The sequence below is a fragment of the Desulfosediminicola sp. genome, assembly GCF_048381775.1.
Classification (GTDB): domain Bacteria; phylum Desulfobacterota; class Desulfobulbia; order Desulfobulbales; family Desulfocapsaceae; genus Desulfopila; species Desulfopila ganghwensis.
In genome coordinates this window covers 173,858-188,219 of sequence record NZ_JBLXGE010000009.1, presented here as the reverse complement: position 1 = coordinate 188,219, position 14,362 = coordinate 173,858, and the positions used below count along the sequence as shown (strand labels likewise).

Here is a 14,362-nt window from a genome sequence, read left to right as displayed (position 1 = left end):
TGCAGGAACGCCAATTATTGTGAAGCTATCCGCATACCGTGCGGCTTTCCGTATTCTGCTATCAGGTCAGTAAAGCGCGATATGTCTTTTACGAGAACGGAACTGTATTCGTCGTCATAAACCAGCTTGAAGTCGCCGCGAGTCAATAGAAGTTGGCGTATAGGGGCTTGTCTTTCGCACAGTACGTAATCGATATCATAATGATCAAACTCCTTTTCCCAGTCGGGGAGGCCGTTATTGATTTTTTTATACTTTTTGAGGAAATCATCCCCATACATATCTGCTCTGCCGTCAATAAATACTTTTTGGTCCGGATAGAGTCTGTATATCAGGTACCCTCCATAACCATAGGTGTTAAACATTCTGCCCTGAATTTCATTGTCGACGATGAAGTCGGTTGCAGTAACCGGGACTGCCTTGTTAACTTTAGCGGCGGCTTTGTTTTCGAGCGATGGATTAACTGTAAACAGTGCCAATATAGCAAGAGAAAGAATAGCCAAATTCATGAAATATTCTTTATTTCCAAGGTCTTTATTTAGTGAACCATTAAATATTCTGGATAATAACTGTCGTAGTTTGTCTTTTGATTCTGCAGGAAGGTTTATTGGTATACAATTTTTAAATGCAACGGCGATAAAAGGCATTGTGGCCAAAGCTGCAAGCGGGATATGTCGAACTGCAACGAATCCTTGGGTTATGAAAAAAAGCGGGATAAAAAACTCTGTAAGGTCAGGTCGTTTTTTTCTGCAAATATTTGCAGCGAAGAAGGTAAACACTAAAAGTAGGTAAAGTTTGCCAAGTGCATCGTGGAATCCGGGTGATCGCCATTCGCTTATAAAAATTTTGGATGCATCCATCGAAATCACCTGTAATGGATATTTCCAATGGTCTATAAAATCGGGATTTATGCTCGAGGCTGCAAGTGAAGTCAACGCAATACCGAAGGGCAGGAGTAATGCTCTTCGGGCCTTTCGCAATATAATGGGTTTAGTGTAGTTGGTTAATAATTCGGTAACAGCGAAGAAAAATACTAGAGCAATACCGATAATGTAGCCCCCATGCAAATTGACCCATAAAACCATGATCAGTGGAAAAAGATACAGCTGTTTGACTTCGTAGAGATATTTATAGGATAGTAACCCATACAGATAGTATGAAAAAAAGATATAGGTGAATAATTGTGGTCGTGGCGAGAGGCCAATAACTATGAGTACAGGGAGGAGCACTAGCATCAACATCGCCGTTATCCTGGCTGAAGAGAGTCTTTTTGATAATTTGTATGAGAAATATACAGATACGAGGAATAAAAACACGGAGAGGGATTTGACCCCTGTAGTACCGAACAGATCGAAGATCATATAAAGAAGAAGCTGAAATAACCACTCGTGCAGTACCCAAGGCTGGTTTGTCATTGTAAATGAAAAAATGTCAAGCCTGGGGAGCAACTGGTTTTCAAAGATATATTCACCGGTTTTGATGTGCCAATAGTAGTCAGGGTCCCGGAGGGTCATGAACATTGTGAGAACAACAAAAAAGATACAGAAAACAGTCCTGGGAGTAGTCAGGTACTTGAAAGGTGTATTAAGCATGGGTGGGAACCATCTGTTCATCCTTTGTCAAGGATGTTAATTGTTATTGGTACAAAACAGCCTCAAAATCATGAATATGAAAAATCCAGTCCTGACCATCTATCAGATCAACCGTACGATTTGATGGCTCCTCCAGCAGCTTCATCATGATTTCCTGCTTTTTGTTGTGTCACAAAAGTCGGCTTTGCGTGGGGGTAGTCCTCAAAAACTTACCCTAAAGATGCTTTTGTAAAAAAAATCTGGTTACCTAATGGGCGTCAGCCTGCTTGTGTAGGCACTTTTATTCTGCCTCTGATTAAAGAAAAAGGCGTAGTCTTATGTTGGTTTTCATGGCTAATGATGGAGTACATGTTGCTCCTGTGGGTTGTTCTAAATATAGGTATATACACTAGTGTTTATTGGTGTGGCAAGCTGTTTTTTTTATTGTACATGTTAGGTTGTGATGGTATATAGTGTGTTAGGAATTGGCTTGAGTCTAAAATTTGTGCTAGCTGGTGGTCTGTATGTCTAAAAAACTAGGATTCTCCAAAACGAAGGTTCAAGTGATCATACGGAACTCAGACTTTTTTTGGCTACGTATGATTTATGGCTCTCGTTGCTGTGTGTCGCAGCACTTGTTCGTAGGTCTTCAAGTGTATGGTGGCCCGTAGTATTTTTAATGTCCAGACGATAAAATTGCTCGTCATGATCCAGATGAGGTTTCGTACGGTAACATCGTGTTTTATTCGGCGTCCAAGAGCATGAGGCTTTTGGCTAAATTTACAACATTGATGGGGGTAAAATATGATTTTGGAAAAGATTAAAGCATTTTGGAAAGACGAAGAGGGCGCATCGTTGATAGAGTATGTTCTTCTCGGGGCATTGATTGGTGTTGCTGCTCTTGTTGGGATGACATATGTGGGCGGTACAGCCGAAAACACCTTGCAAACTATTGGTAACGAAATGACACCGGCTGCGACCACGTAGACAAATACAATAATAAGTGCATGCTTGCAGGGCAATTACTCTGAATGTAGTGGGGTGGTGCCCTGTGAGATTTGGGGTAGTAGTGCGGAAACTGAGCAATGTGAAATATCTTTTATGGTGTTGTATTGGTATGAATTAAGTGTGATAAAGGGAACATCATGCAATATAAATATAGTATGGTTTGCAAATAGTAATAACATGTTATTTCTATCAATAGTAATTTCTATAATTCTGCTTATTATACTTGCACTTGCAAGTTTATCTGATATTCAAACGCGTCGTATTCCGAATTATTTGCCCGTTGTGCTCCTTATAACCAGTTTGGCAGTATATGTATATGCAAGCGGGGTGCATGGTCTGCTTTTCAGTCTCAAGGGGATGGGGATTGGTTTCGTCATTCTGTTTGTACCGTATATCTTTGGAGGAATGGGAGCCGGAGACGTTAAACTCATGGCTGGAGTTGGTGCTGCTGTCGGACCTGGCCAAGTGCTGTTAGCCCTCCTGTTCACCAGTATCTTCGGAGGCATTTTAGCAATTGTTATAATTCTTGCCGGCAAAACCTTTAAGGAGACTTTAAAGAACTTTTATGCGTCTGCCTGGTTGACTTTATCCGGTGCTGGAGAAATACCTCTCAAAGCAGGGTTGAAACATAAGAAAAAAACAAAAGTGCCCTATGGCGTTGTCATAGCATGTGGCACGCTAGCATCCATGCTATGGCAGGTAATGGTTCAGGGGAAGTTACCGGTTGGTAATCTGTAAATGGAGGCAGGAAAGTAACTATCTCAGCGTTGATAGCGTGTTTATTACGTATTTCAGCTGACCACATGAAGTGTCGGTGATATGCCGAAACCTTACTGGTGATCAGGTAATCAATTAACAGGATGGAGTTGAATAATGAATAGAATAGCCCGGTTCGCTTTCCTGTTGTTCTCGCTGGTTGTTGCCGTGGGTATCAGTTATTATGTATATCTGCTGCTCAACAGGCAGCCTGCCGCAGTTGTTGATGAGGCAGCAGGTGTAAAAACCACGACCATTTCAGTTGCAGCACAAGACATCCCTCGAGGGCATAAGCTGCTTCCTGAAGATGTACGTACCGTGGCATTTCTCGCCGAGAGTCTTCCTCAAGGGACATTCCCCCAAGATCACTTGCCTGTAGGCAGGGTGGCTATCAAATCTATCCAGGCTACTGAGCCTATACTTGAGAATAAACTGGCACCGGAAGAGGTTGATCGAGGCGGTCTGGCAGTCATTATCGCCCCCCAAAAACGTGCAATATCCGTCAAGGTTGACCAAGTGATAGGGGTTGCCGGCTTCATCCAGCCGGGACAAATGGTGGATGTTCTTGTTTCGATCGAATCCCAAAATGAGAAGGCTGGTTATATCACCAAGACGGTATTGCAAAATGTTCTGATTCTTGCCACCGGCACCCAGGACCAGGAGTCTGCCGATGATAAAAAAGCTAAGAAGATAAATGTGGTTACCCTTGAGGTGACCCCTGAAGAGTCGGAAAATCTTGCCCTGGCCGTGAGCAAGGGTCGCATTGTCCTTGCATTGCGTGGTTACACCGACATGGATGATGTGCTGACCAAAGGGGCCACCGTTCCAGAACTTCTCAGACGGTACCGCACTGATAAAGAGGTGGTCACAGTCGCAGCTTTACCCAATGCGCCCAAGCCTCAACGAGCCCCGGTCTACACAAAGAAGAAGTTCGTTTTTGAGGTGATGAACGGCAATAAAGTAAACAGCGTAACTCTAGAGGGGAGGTAAGTGGCAAAATGCAACCAAATTCAAACATAAAGAGAACCGCCTTTCTATGGCTGGTAACCCTGTTGACCTGTTTTCTTAGTCAGGGCCAGGCTTTTGCCGCAAAAACTCCGGATGTTGTAGTCGAAATGGATGCCGGTCGTACTATCAACCTGGTGACCGGTAAACTAGGTAAGCTGAAATCCCGCACACCAGTCAAAAGAGCCCATATGGTCAACCCGGCTGTGGCTGAGTTGATTTCTTCGAGCACCCAGTCACCCTACGGGGTCTTTTTCAGCGCTAAAGCTGCCGGAACCACCCAACTGACCCTTTGGGACAAGGACAACCGAATTATCGGCATATTTAACATTGTTGTTTCACCTGATGTTGCTGAGTTGAAGAAGAAACTGCATGAGATCTTCCCTGATGAAAACGTGCAGGTCAGGTCGAGTGGCGACTATATCACCCTGAACGGCACGGTGACCGACACGTCCAGGATGACCAAGGTTGTTGCCCTGGCGGAAACCTACGCTTCTGAGCCGGGGAAAGTACTCAATATGTTGAAGATAGGTGGTATTCAGCAGGTTATGTTAGAGGTTAAGGTGGCTGAGATATCCCGTAGCGTCGGTAAGGAACTGGGGATTAACTTCGTGGCGATCTCAGACGATGGTAACAATTTTGCCGTCAGTACGATAGGCAACTTAGTATCTTCCGAATTGACGGACGGAATAATTGAAAGCACAGTTGGCAGTGGTGTTAATGCTATCCTTGGTTTTTTTGGCGACGGCGATTTGCTGGTGTTTCTCAAGGCCCTTGAGGAAGACGGTCTGGTAAAGATATTGGCGGAACCGACCCTGATTGCCTTGAGCGGTCAAAGTGCAAGCTTCCTGGCTGGCGGTGAATTTCCGGTTCCTTCCGCGTCAGGTCTTGGGACGACGTCGATCGAATGGAAGGAATTCGGTGTGTCACTGAATTTTACTCCGACAGTTCTGGGTGATGGTAATCTTTCAATGCGGGTAAATCCAGAAATTTCAGAGCTCGATTTCACCAATGCGACCTTCCAGAATGGCTTTCTAATTCCCGGCCTTGAAACCCGGCGTATGTCATCGGTTGTGGAGATGAAAGACGGTCAGAGTTTTGCCATAGCAGGGCTTTTGAAAAGCACGGTGCGGGAAAGCATCTCCAGGTTTCCGCTTCTCGGTAGAATACCCATACTTGGAGCGCTGTTTAGAAGTACGCAATACCAGAAGAATGAAACGGAGCTGGTGGTGATTGTGACCCCTCACCTGGTGAAACCGTTGGATATGGCAAATCAACCCCTGCCTGTTGATTCTTTTGTCGAGCCAGATAGCTTTGAACTTTTACTGCTTGGTAAGCTTGAAGGCCATCTGGATGAACCGATTCAGGAGACAGCCGGACTTGAAGGCGATTTTGGCTATATAATTCCAGAATAACAAGATCAAGAAAAGAATCCTCTTTTTCGTATCTTTTATTAATCGGAGTAATTTTATGAAGAAGCTAACGTTCACACTGGGGACATTGACAATAGTTTGCCTTCTCGCAGCAGGCTGCGCAAAGGAGACCCGGGTTCAGCAGTTTTGGGGCACGTCATATAATCTTGCCAAATATAACCAGATAGCTGATTTGTCGGCTCCTGTAGATCATGAACCTATCACGGGTATGGAAGGTGCTGTCAGTACCAAGGTGATGGAGACCTATATCCAAAGTTTTGAGGGGCAGAAGCAGGAAGCGAAATCCTATACCATTGATTTGGGGATGTAATTAACAGATGAATGTGATTTGGAGGTTGGGCTATGACATCAATCCGGTGTGAAAAAGGTGGAACTCTTATAGAGTTTGTCCTTGTTTTGCCACTGTTATTACTTTTCACATTTGCAATCATTGAGTTCAGTATATTGATGTACGACAAGGCGGTAATTACCCTTGGTTCACGTGAGGGTGCAAGGGCTGCAATTGCCTGGCGATCAGAAATCTCATCTTTTTTAACCCCCTCGGAAATCAAAGACGAAGTTGACGAATTCCTCGGAGTCGATGATACCAACCTGCCTTCACGTCTTATCAGTTTTGGGGATGGAACCACGGCATTGCAGCCGTATATAATTGAATGGTCACCTGAGAAGGCAAGTGATAGTACGGAGTGGCAAGCAATAGCTTTTGATGATGATACAGATGAATATGTAAGGGTTATTATCCGGTATCGATATGATTTTATGGTGCTGCAATCACTGGGTTATATATGGTTTCCTGATGGTATTACGTTGCAGGGCGAAACGATAATGCGTATGGAAAATCCGTCGTAACCATCGTAGTTCAATATGTTTGCAGGCTTGTCAAACATATTGTCAAAAGGAGACAAAGATGAAATCACGTTTTTTCCCCGGCCTCACACCCGGCAGGGAAGATGGTGCAGTTCTAATTTTTGTCGTTTTAGCGATTTTGTTAATGTTTGTGGCCTTAACCGCTCTGGCAATAGATTCCGGTCATATGGTGATGGTTCGAAATGAACTGCAGAATTCGGCAGATGCAGGCGCACTAGCCGGTGCAGGTGTATTATTCAACCGCAGTGATGGTTCGATTAGTCCCGGAGCTAATGATGAGGCAGAGGATGTTGCCAGAGAAAATCCAGCTGCTGGTGCGGATCGAGCTAAAGGCAGCAGTGCTACAGATAAGCTCGAAGTGAAGGTTCAGAGAGGGCACTGGTCTTTTTCGACTCTAAGCTTTACCGAAAATAACAATACGGATCAACTTTCCGGCTGGGAGGGAATGACTGCCGAGGACTTAGACGTGAACACAGATTTTATTAATGCTGTCAAAGTTACAACCACCAGGGAGCATACAAAGTCTATCTTTGCTGGATTTATGGGCCAGTTTGATCACAAGATTGAGACAGACGCTGTTGCCTATCTGGGTTTCGCATCAACAATAGACGCTGGTGAAATTGACATTCCGTTTGCTCTGTGCCTTGAATACCTTACCATGGGTTCTGGTGAAATTGCCTGTGGTGTCGCAAGGGCCGTAAATGAGGGGGTGGAAACCGGTGGCTGGACGAACTTTTCACAGGATGGCCAGGAGAGTTTTCCAGATGGGTGTGAATCAACAAATACAAATTACGTCGATAGTATTGTCTTGGGAGATATTGATTATGGTGACTGTACTGGTATAAATCCTGATCCTTTAGACGGTGGAGAGGCTATCGGTACGATTAATGGTAATGTGCAGACTATTTTTTCCAAGATCGTGGAAAAGTGCTTTATTGGTATTTCTCCATCCGCCTACAATAGTGATACCTATTATCAGAATAATGTTAAATACCAAGCTACAATGCCTTGGAAAGACGTAACCTTTCCGGTAGTGATATGTGGTGAAGGTAACTATGCAGGAGGAGCATGCGATGAAACTAAGGTGACATATCATGCACCCATTAATGTTGACATTATTTGGATGTCGGCTGGAAAGGACAATGTCCCGGTAAAATACGATGTCCCTTCACCTCTAAAAGATAATGCTACCTTTGAATGCTCGGACCCTACTAATAATACAAAATGTTGGCAGGAATTTCAGGATCATTATGGTTGGGATTTTGATGATCCTGATGGTGATGGTTTGCCGGAAAACAATGGGATGTATTTAGCTCCTAACTGTGATTATGTGCCGGGTGCCGGATCCACCGGTAGTTATAATACGGGCATTATGGCCGCGATCCCCGTACTGGTTGAATAATATTTTCAAGTAATTCTGACCTGTTTTATCTGAATAGGAATAGAGATGACGAAACATAATAATCTTCAAAGTATATCTGTCCGAATTGCCGTTAAAACACCAGCGGTAAGCCGTGCTCTGGAGGAGATTGTCTCCACCCTTGATGGGTTTGAGCAACAGCTTGATGAAAAGGCTACCCAGACAGATGTCCTGGTGTTGGAGGTTGGTGACAACCCTGCCAAGGAATTTGAAACAGTTCGTGCCTTGCTTGAGGATGGAGTGGTTAACCAAGTCTTTTTGACTTCAGCCAAAACCACCACAGATATTTTATTGCCGGCTCTACGCACCGGAGCGAAACAATTTTTTCAACAGCCCCTCGTATTCCAGGAAGTACAACAGGCATTTGTCGATATCCATAAGGAAAGGATTGCAGGGGAAGGTATTGCAGTTGAAAAAGTAAGCATAAAGCCGGGGAAAATGGTCAGTGTGCTTGGAGCGAAGGGAGGGGTTGGAACTACGACTGTTGCCGTCAATCTCGCCGTCAGTCTGAATAGACTCTACCCGGAAAAGACCATTGCACTTGTTGACATGAACAGGGTGCTTGGTGAGGTTACTGTTTTCCTTGACCTGCAGACAGAATTTAACTGGGATGAACTGGTTAAAAATATCAGCAGGCTTGATCCAGCCTACCTGGCCAAAGCGCTTATACAGTCCGCACCAGGCCTATATGTAATGCCTGCCCCGAACAGTATAGAATCCGGTTCTCAGGTGTCATCACAGGTTATGAAGCAAGTCCTTGAAACAACAAAAAACTCATTTGATTTTGTAATAGTTGATGCTGGTACTCAGGTTGGTGCTTCAGCATTTAGAATTTTCAGCAGTTCGGATACGATTGCCCTGATCACAACCCTCAGTCTTCCCTGTATTATAAACGTCAAGAGATTGTTGGGGACGATGCGATTGCTCGGTAGTATTCCAATGAATAATATCAACATCATAGCCAATCGTTTTGAAAAGAAATCAGCAATAAGTCTTGAAGATACCGAAAAAATGACTGGTCATTCCGTTTACTCTACTCTGCCAAACGATTACCAGAAGACTCTTGAGGCCATCAATACCGGCAAGCCACTTGTTGATGTGGCAAAAAATTCTCAACTTGTAAAAAGTCTGAATAAACTCGCTGAATCACTGATCGTAAAGGAAGAGCCGGTGGTAAAGCGAAAAAGCTGGTTTTGGTAATTTATTGTTATATAAACAGCTGGTAACCAGGAATATAACACACAATGATTGATTTACAGTCTCGTTTAAACAGTCTCAACAACTCTATGCCTTCAGACATAGAGAATTTCGCTGCTGAACATTCTCGTAATTTTATCGTCTCTGATGAGTATTTCAACTTAAAGAGTGAAATTCATGATCGTCTGACCAGAACCATTGACCTATCCCTGATGGACTCAATTGATAGGAAGCTTCTCAAACGCGAGATACGAAAGGCCACTGAAGCGATACTGCACGATGATAGCGTGCAGGTTATTCCATTGAACATCAAGGAGAGGGAGCAACTGGTCAAAGAAGTAGAGGATGAAGTTTTGGGGTTGGGTCCCCTTGAGTCGTTGATGCAGGATCCTTCAGTTTCAGATATTCTGGTAAATACTTATAAAACTGTCTATGTCGAGCGATACGGCAAGCTGGAACCGACTATGGTTCGTTTTAAAAATGATGCGCATCTTATGCGGATTATTGAAAAGATTGTATCTGCGGTCGGAAGAAGGATCGATGAAAGTACCCCCATGGTTGATGCCCGGCTGGAGGACGGCTCTCGTGTCAATGCCGTCATTCCGCCCTTGGCCATCGATGGGCCCAGCTTATCCATTCGCCGTTTTGCTGTCGACCCGTTGGAGTTACATGACCTGGTGGTTCTGCAGGCCTTGACCCCCCAAATCGGTGAGTTGCTCAAAGGTATTGTTAAAGCAAAGCTAAATGTTTTGATCTCGGGAGGTACCGGCTCCGGAAAGACTACTATGCTCAACGTTATGTCAGCATTTATTTCAGATGCTGAACGGATCGTAACTGTTGAGGATTCTGCCGAGTTGCAGCTTAAGCAGGATCATGTGGTCCGTTTGGAAACCCGGCCACCCAATATTGAGGGCAAAGGTGAGGTCGCGGCACGTGATTTGGTTCGCAACTGTCTGCGTATGCGTCCGGATAGGATTATTGTTGGTGAGGTTCGCGGAGCTGAAGCAGTCGATATGTTGCAGGCAATGAATACCGGACATGAGGGTTCGCTGACAACAGTTCATGCCAATACCCCTGTCGATGCCTTGCTGAGACTGGAAACCATGGTGAACATGGCTAATTTCAACCTGCCAAGTCAGTATATCAAGAAATATATCAGTTCTGCCATAGACGTGGTTATCCAGCTCACTCGTCTTATGGATGGATCACGGAAAATTGTCAGCCTTCAGGAAATCACCGGTATGGAAGGTGAAGTCATTACCATGAATGAGATATTGTCCTTCGACCAGACTGGGCTTGAAAAGGACGGAAGCGTGCAAGGCCATTTCAGACTTCATGGTATTCGACCAAGTTTTTTTAATAAGTTCAAGGCAATGGGAATTCCTATTCCGGACGATATATCATAATTAAGTCGATGGAATACAGTAGTGCAGGTATGGGCAGTCCACGCGCTGAGCGTGGTTGCAGGAAAGACAATATGTTACATGGTCGAGCAAGGTAAACAGATTAAGAAATACTGGCAGTTAGCGCCATGCTGACACATTCGTACAAAATTTATTGAGAGGAGCTTTTTGCTCCATAACCTGACCTCATTGAATCAAAAATAGTAAACGATTGGAAGTGAGTCTTTATGGAACTATTAATACCCCTGTCAATATTCTTTCTGATCCTGTTTGTTCTCATTGCAGGATATTACATGTTTACCAATAGTAATGTCCGGTCGGTGCATAAGTCAGTCGTGAAATTCAGCGGCGGTCATCGCAAAGAGCAAGAGATAGATATATACTCTCGGAGAAAATTCAGCAGTATTGCAATATTGAATAGTCTTTTTGAGAAATTCCCAATTTTTCATCGTATAGATAATTTTCTGCAGCAAACCGGCCTGAATATTTCGGTCGCTATCTTTATTCTCTCAACACCGGTCTCTGGTGCGCTGGTCTTTCTTATCAGCACGTTTTTTATAAGGAATACATTTCTAAGTCTTGTTCTTGGTTTCTTTGCTCTTTTTCTGCCTACAATTGTTCTGAAAGTGGTAGGGAAGCAACGCCTGAAAAAGTTTGAAGCGCTTTTTCCTGATGCACTTGATCTTATGGGCTATTCGTTGCGTGCCGGCCATTCGGTCATGTCTGGGTTGAAAATGGTTGCCGATGAGATGAATGACCCCATCGGACCTGAGTTCAGTCGGATAGTCGAGGAAGTAAATTTTGGCCAGGGGATGGAAAAGGCCCTCCATAATTTTTCCGAAAGAGTTGGTTCAAACGAAGTAAAATATTTCGCTACTTCACTGATCATCCAACGGGAAACCGGTGGCAACCTTGCCGAGTTACTGGACAGCGTGGCCACTGTTATTCGGAAAAGGTTCCGGTTCAGGGAAAAAGTTCGCACTTTATCCGCTGAAGGGAGGTTTTCAGGATATTTCCTTATTATGGTTCCTTTTCTAATTACCGGTGCTTTACATATACAAAGTCCAGATTATTCAGCTATTTTATACAAAGATCCAGTTGGTCCTTATGTAATTGGTATTGGTTTGATTTTGATGGCTATTGGAGCCTATGTAATACATAAAATGGTACAAATTGACCTATGATGACTTACTTAGATAACCCGTTGTTTATACCTGCTATTCTTTTTGCTGCATTGTTGTGTGTTATTTATGGCATAAAACTGCTTATGGATCTACGCAAAAAAGACCAATCATTTCGTGATCGAGCTTCCAGGTGGGGCGGGCAGATTGAAAAAATCTATGAAAAACGTGATTCAAATGTTGGTGGTAATTCAGAAAGTTCAAAAGGTTTTTATAATAAAATTAGTTTTTCCGGCAGAAAACAAGCAAAGACTGGAGTAGGGATCTTTTCCAATACTCCACTGGACTTTCAGCGTGCTGGTATGTACGACCCCGTGCATATCCGAACCTACAGGGTTGTCAGGTGGTTACTGGCTATTTTGCCTGTTCTTGGGTTTGTCGTATATCTCGCTATTACCGGCAGGAATATTACCGTTACAAACACCTCGGTTGCAGCATATGTTGGTGCTGTCTTTTTTCTGATTCCCATGTTTTGGATGAGGCATCGGGTCAATAAAAGAAAACTTGAATTTGAAAAGGCATTTCCTAATGCCATGGACTTGCTGGTTGTCTGTGTGGAGGCAGGGATGGGTTTTGATGCGGCTATTGCCAGGGTTTCTAAGGAAATGGATATAACCAGCCCAATATTGGCCAGGGAGTTCAAGATACTTTCTCTGGAATTGAAGACCGGGAAGGCCAGAAACGACTGTATGGGTAATTTAGCCAAACGGATTAGTCTTCCAGATGTCGATAACCTGGTAAATTTACTGGTTCAAGCAGAAAAATTCGGGACTGGTATTGCTCATCCCTTACGGATACATGCCGAAGAGATGCGGGAAAAGAGATATAACAAAATGGAGGAACTTGCAGCCAAGCTTCCGGTGAAACTTTCTTTCCCGCTGGTACTCTTTATTTTTCCGGCAATGATGATTGCTCTTATAGGCCCGGCTATCATTCAGGTTTATCGACTTTTTATATTAAGATAACTTAGCAGACAAGGCATACTATGAAGCATAGAAAGAAAGCTGTTAAAGTAGCGCTGTTTTTCTGTGTCGTGCCGATGTTTTTGGAAATAACCAGTTGTTCAATACATGACACAAATTCTGTAAATATTTGGCCTTGGACAAAGGATGTTGAAAGCCTGGTCGGAACAAAGGTAAATGCCAGGTTCTGGTCTAAGGTTCGTCCCCATTCCAGCCTGGCAGATGCCCACTTGCGGCTCGCTGGATTTTATCAGAAGCAGGGGAAGTATGAGTTGGCAATAGATGAGTACTCTAAGGCCTTGAAAGTTGATGGGAGGTATTGCAAGGCCTATAACGGAATAGCTATGTCCTACGATGGATTGAAAAATTGTGAGTTAGCCCACAAGGCATATGAGCTGGCCATCAATTGTGATCCGGAAGAAGCATATATCTATAACAACTACGGATATTCCAGCATCCTCTGCAACCAACTGGACGAAGGAATCGCACTGCTGCTTAAAGCAGAGGAACTTTCCGATGGTGATGAACAGATAAAAAACAACTTGGAGTTGGCTCGCCTAGCCCTCACCCGGCAAACTGCTCCTGACTACGACATTTTGCCGGAAGATACCCCCGGGCTGAATTTGGCTAACGCTTCGCCCAAGGACCTGCCAACCTATCTTGCAACTGCAGCAGAAGAGAAAGAGGAACAGGAGAAAGCTGCCGAACAGATAGTGGAGGCAGTTAAAATAACCGAAGAGGAATTACCGGATGTGCCTGAACCGTTCGAACAGCCTTCAGTTGTATTGGTACCGTCAGCAGGAGCTAAATTTCAACCACATTTACTGGTGGATGGCTTTGAATCCCCAGAGCCTGAAGAATTAACATTGCCTGCTGACACAAGCGTTGCAGCTGTGAATACCGGCAATGTGATTAAGCCCGTACTGAAACCAGGCAGTAAGTCCGCCGTTCCGGCTCAAGAAACTGTGGCGGAAAAGCGCCAAGCTGAAAAAATAGAGAGTGTGGCGACACCAACCCTTGAACCAAAGACTGGGATAGTCATGCCTCCTATTGACCCTCTGGTGCCAGCCAAAGATCCTGAAGTGCAGGCTAAATCACCAACATTGCCAGAAAAGGCTGAAGTTGAAGATAAGTCCCAGGCTCTGTATCAAAAAACTGAAACTGGTGTGGAGGTGTCCAACGGCAACGGGGTGACCGGTATGGCCCGGAGAAGTTCGGAATTGTTTGTTGACTACGGTTTCAAGGTGCGCCGTATTACTAATGCCAGAAATTTCCAGTTTGATGACAGCGTAATTTATTACCGTGATGGATATTTTGGGGTGGCGGAAGAGCTTTCACATTTCATCCCTGGTGATCAGAAACTGGAGCAGGTCGATTCGCTTGGTAGAGCTGCAATCGGTGTTCGAGTACTGTTGGGTAATGATATGGTGATGCTTGATTTTCCAGAGCATTTCACCAAGCTCAGTTATGTGCAACTGGAGGAAGGAAAACCGGGAGTCTGGAAAAATCTGGTTACACTTACCATTGATGAGTAAGGCTGGATTAGTAGAATAAGTGCAACA

13 protein-coding genes are annotated in these 14,362 nt (G+C 44.2%); 12 read left to right on the top strand and 1 reads right to left on the bottom strand.

The window, feature by feature from the left end; all coding sequences use genetic code 11:
- Window positions 1-14: 14 nt before the first annotated feature.
- Window positions 15-1,589: a hypothetical protein gene (locus tag ACN5NT_RS15785; protein ID WP_419176067.1), complete on the bottom strand. Its 1,575-nt coding sequence runs from the start codon at window positions 1,587-1,589 to the stop codon at window positions 15-17.
- Between the two features lie 783 nt (window positions 1,590-2,372).
- Here ACN5NT_RS15785 and ACN5NT_RS15780 point away from each other — a divergent pair.
- The 12 genes from ACN5NT_RS15780 to ACN5NT_RS15725 all read left to right on the top strand — a co-directional run bounded on the left by ACN5NT_RS15780 (window position 2,373) and on the right by ACN5NT_RS15725 (window position 14,335).
- Window positions 2,373-2,555 carry a Flp family type IVb pilin gene (locus tag ACN5NT_RS15780; protein ID WP_419176066.1) on the top strand — a complete coding sequence of 61 codons (183 nt, stop codon included), beginning with the start codon at window positions 2,373-2,375 and terminating at the stop codon, window positions 2,553-2,555.
- Window positions 2,556-2,696: 141 nt separating this feature from the next.
- Window positions 2,697-3,314, top strand: coding sequence for an A24 family peptidase (locus ACN5NT_RS15775; RefSeq protein ID WP_419176065.1), 618 nt, complete (start codon window positions 2,697-2,699; stop codon window positions 3,312-3,314).
- A gap of 135 nt (window positions 3,315-3,449) precedes the next feature.
- Entirely contained in the window at window positions 3,450-4,322 is an 873-nt protein-coding gene (gene cpaB / locus ACN5NT_RS15770; RefSeq protein ID WP_419176064.1) for a Flp pilus assembly protein CpaB, read from the top strand.
- A gap of 8 nt (window positions 4,323-4,330) precedes the next feature.
- Complete coding sequence (locus tag ACN5NT_RS15765) at window positions 4,331-5,752, top strand: type II and III secretion system protein family protein (protein ID WP_419176063.1); 1,422 nt, start codon at window positions 4,331-4,333, stop codon at window positions 5,750-5,752.
- A gap of 55 nt (window positions 5,753-5,807) precedes the next feature.
- On the top strand, window positions 5,808-6,080 hold the full coding sequence (locus ACN5NT_RS15760; RefSeq protein ID WP_419176062.1) for a hypothetical protein: 273 nt from the start codon (window positions 5,808-5,810) through the stop codon (window positions 6,078-6,080).
- Window positions 6,081-6,112: 32 nt separating this feature from the next.
- Window positions 6,113-6,619 (top strand): TadE/TadG family type IV pilus assembly protein, encoded by a 507-nt coding sequence (locus ACN5NT_RS15755; protein WP_419176061.1) that lies wholly within the window; start codon window positions 6,113-6,115, stop codon window positions 6,617-6,619.
- A 58-nt stretch (window positions 6,620-6,677) separates the two neighbouring features.
- Entirely contained in the window at window positions 6,678-8,039 is a 1,362-nt protein-coding gene (locus ACN5NT_RS15750) for a TadG family pilus assembly protein (protein ID WP_419176060.1), read from the top strand.
- A 45-nt stretch (window positions 8,040-8,084) separates the two neighbouring features.
- Window positions 8,085-9,257 carry an AAA family ATPase gene (locus ACN5NT_RS15745; protein WP_419176059.1) on the top strand — a complete coding sequence of 391 codons (1,173 nt, stop codon included), beginning with the start codon at window positions 8,085-8,087 and terminating at the stop codon, window positions 9,255-9,257.
- 47 nt (window positions 9,258-9,304) lie between these two features.
- Window positions 9,305-10,660 carry a CpaF family protein gene (locus tag ACN5NT_RS15740; protein WP_419176103.1) on the top strand — a complete coding sequence of 452 codons (1,356 nt, stop codon included), beginning with the start codon at window positions 9,305-9,307 and terminating at the stop codon, window positions 10,658-10,660.
- Window positions 10,661-10,950: 290 nt separating this feature from the next.
- Window positions 10,951-11,841: a type II secretion system F family protein gene (locus ACN5NT_RS15735; protein ID WP_419176058.1), complete on the top strand. Its 891-nt coding sequence runs from the start codon at window positions 10,951-10,953 to the stop codon at window positions 11,839-11,841.
- The gene (locus tag ACN5NT_RS15730; RefSeq protein ID WP_419176057.1) at window positions 11,838-12,803 is read left to right on the top strand and encodes a type II secretion system F family protein; all 966 of its coding nucleotides are present in this window, start codon (window positions 11,838-11,840) and stop codon (window positions 12,801-12,803) included. The genes ACN5NT_RS15735 and ACN5NT_RS15730 overlap by 4 nt, the downstream gene beginning before the upstream one ends.
- A 20-nt stretch (window positions 12,804-12,823) precedes the next feature.
- Window positions 12,824-14,335: a LytR C-terminal domain-containing protein gene (locus ACN5NT_RS15725; RefSeq protein ID WP_419176056.1), complete on the top strand. Its 1,512-nt coding sequence runs from the start codon at window positions 12,824-12,826 to the stop codon at window positions 14,333-14,335.
- Window positions 14,336-14,362: the final 27 nt, after the last annotated feature.

Coding starts and splice junctions, on each gene's coding strand:
- ACN5NT_RS15745 (WP_419176059.1), top strand. CDS start 8,085: ATGACGAAACATAATAATCTTCAAAGTATATCTGTCCGAATTGCCGTT.
- ACN5NT_RS15785 (WP_419176067.1), bottom strand. CDS start 1,589: ATGCTTAATACACCTTTCAAGTACCTGACTACTCCCAGGACTGTTTTC.
- ACN5NT_RS15735 (WP_419176058.1), top strand. CDS start 10,951: ATGTTTACCAATAGTAATGTCCGGTCGGTGCATAAGTCAGTCGTGAAA.
- ACN5NT_RS15725 (WP_419176056.1), top strand. CDS start 12,824: ATGAAGCATAGAAAGAAAGCTGTTAAAGTAGCGCTGTTTTTCTGTGTC.
- ACN5NT_RS15780 (WP_419176066.1), top strand. CDS start 2,373: ATGATTTTGGAAAAGATTAAAGCATTTTGGAAAGACGAAGAGGGCGCA.
- ACN5NT_RS15755 (WP_419176061.1), top strand. CDS start 6,113: ATGACATCAATCCGGTGTGAAAAAGGTGGAACTCTTATAGAGTTTGTC.
- cpaB (WP_419176064.1), top strand. CDS start 3,450: ATGAATAGAATAGCCCGGTTCGCTTTCCTGTTGTTCTCGCTGGTTGTT.
- ACN5NT_RS15765 (WP_419176063.1), top strand. CDS start 4,331: ATGCAACCAAATTCAAACATAAAGAGAACCGCCTTTCTATGGCTGGTA.
- ACN5NT_RS15760 (WP_419176062.1), top strand. CDS start 5,808: ATGAAGAAGCTAACGTTCACACTGGGGACATTGACAATAGTTTGCCTT.
- ACN5NT_RS15750 (WP_419176060.1), top strand. CDS start 6,678: ATGAAATCACGTTTTTTCCCCGGCCTCACACCCGGCAGGGAAGATGGT.
- ACN5NT_RS15730 (WP_419176057.1), top strand. CDS start 11,838: ATGATGACTTACTTAGATAACCCGTTGTTTATACCTGCTATTCTTTTT.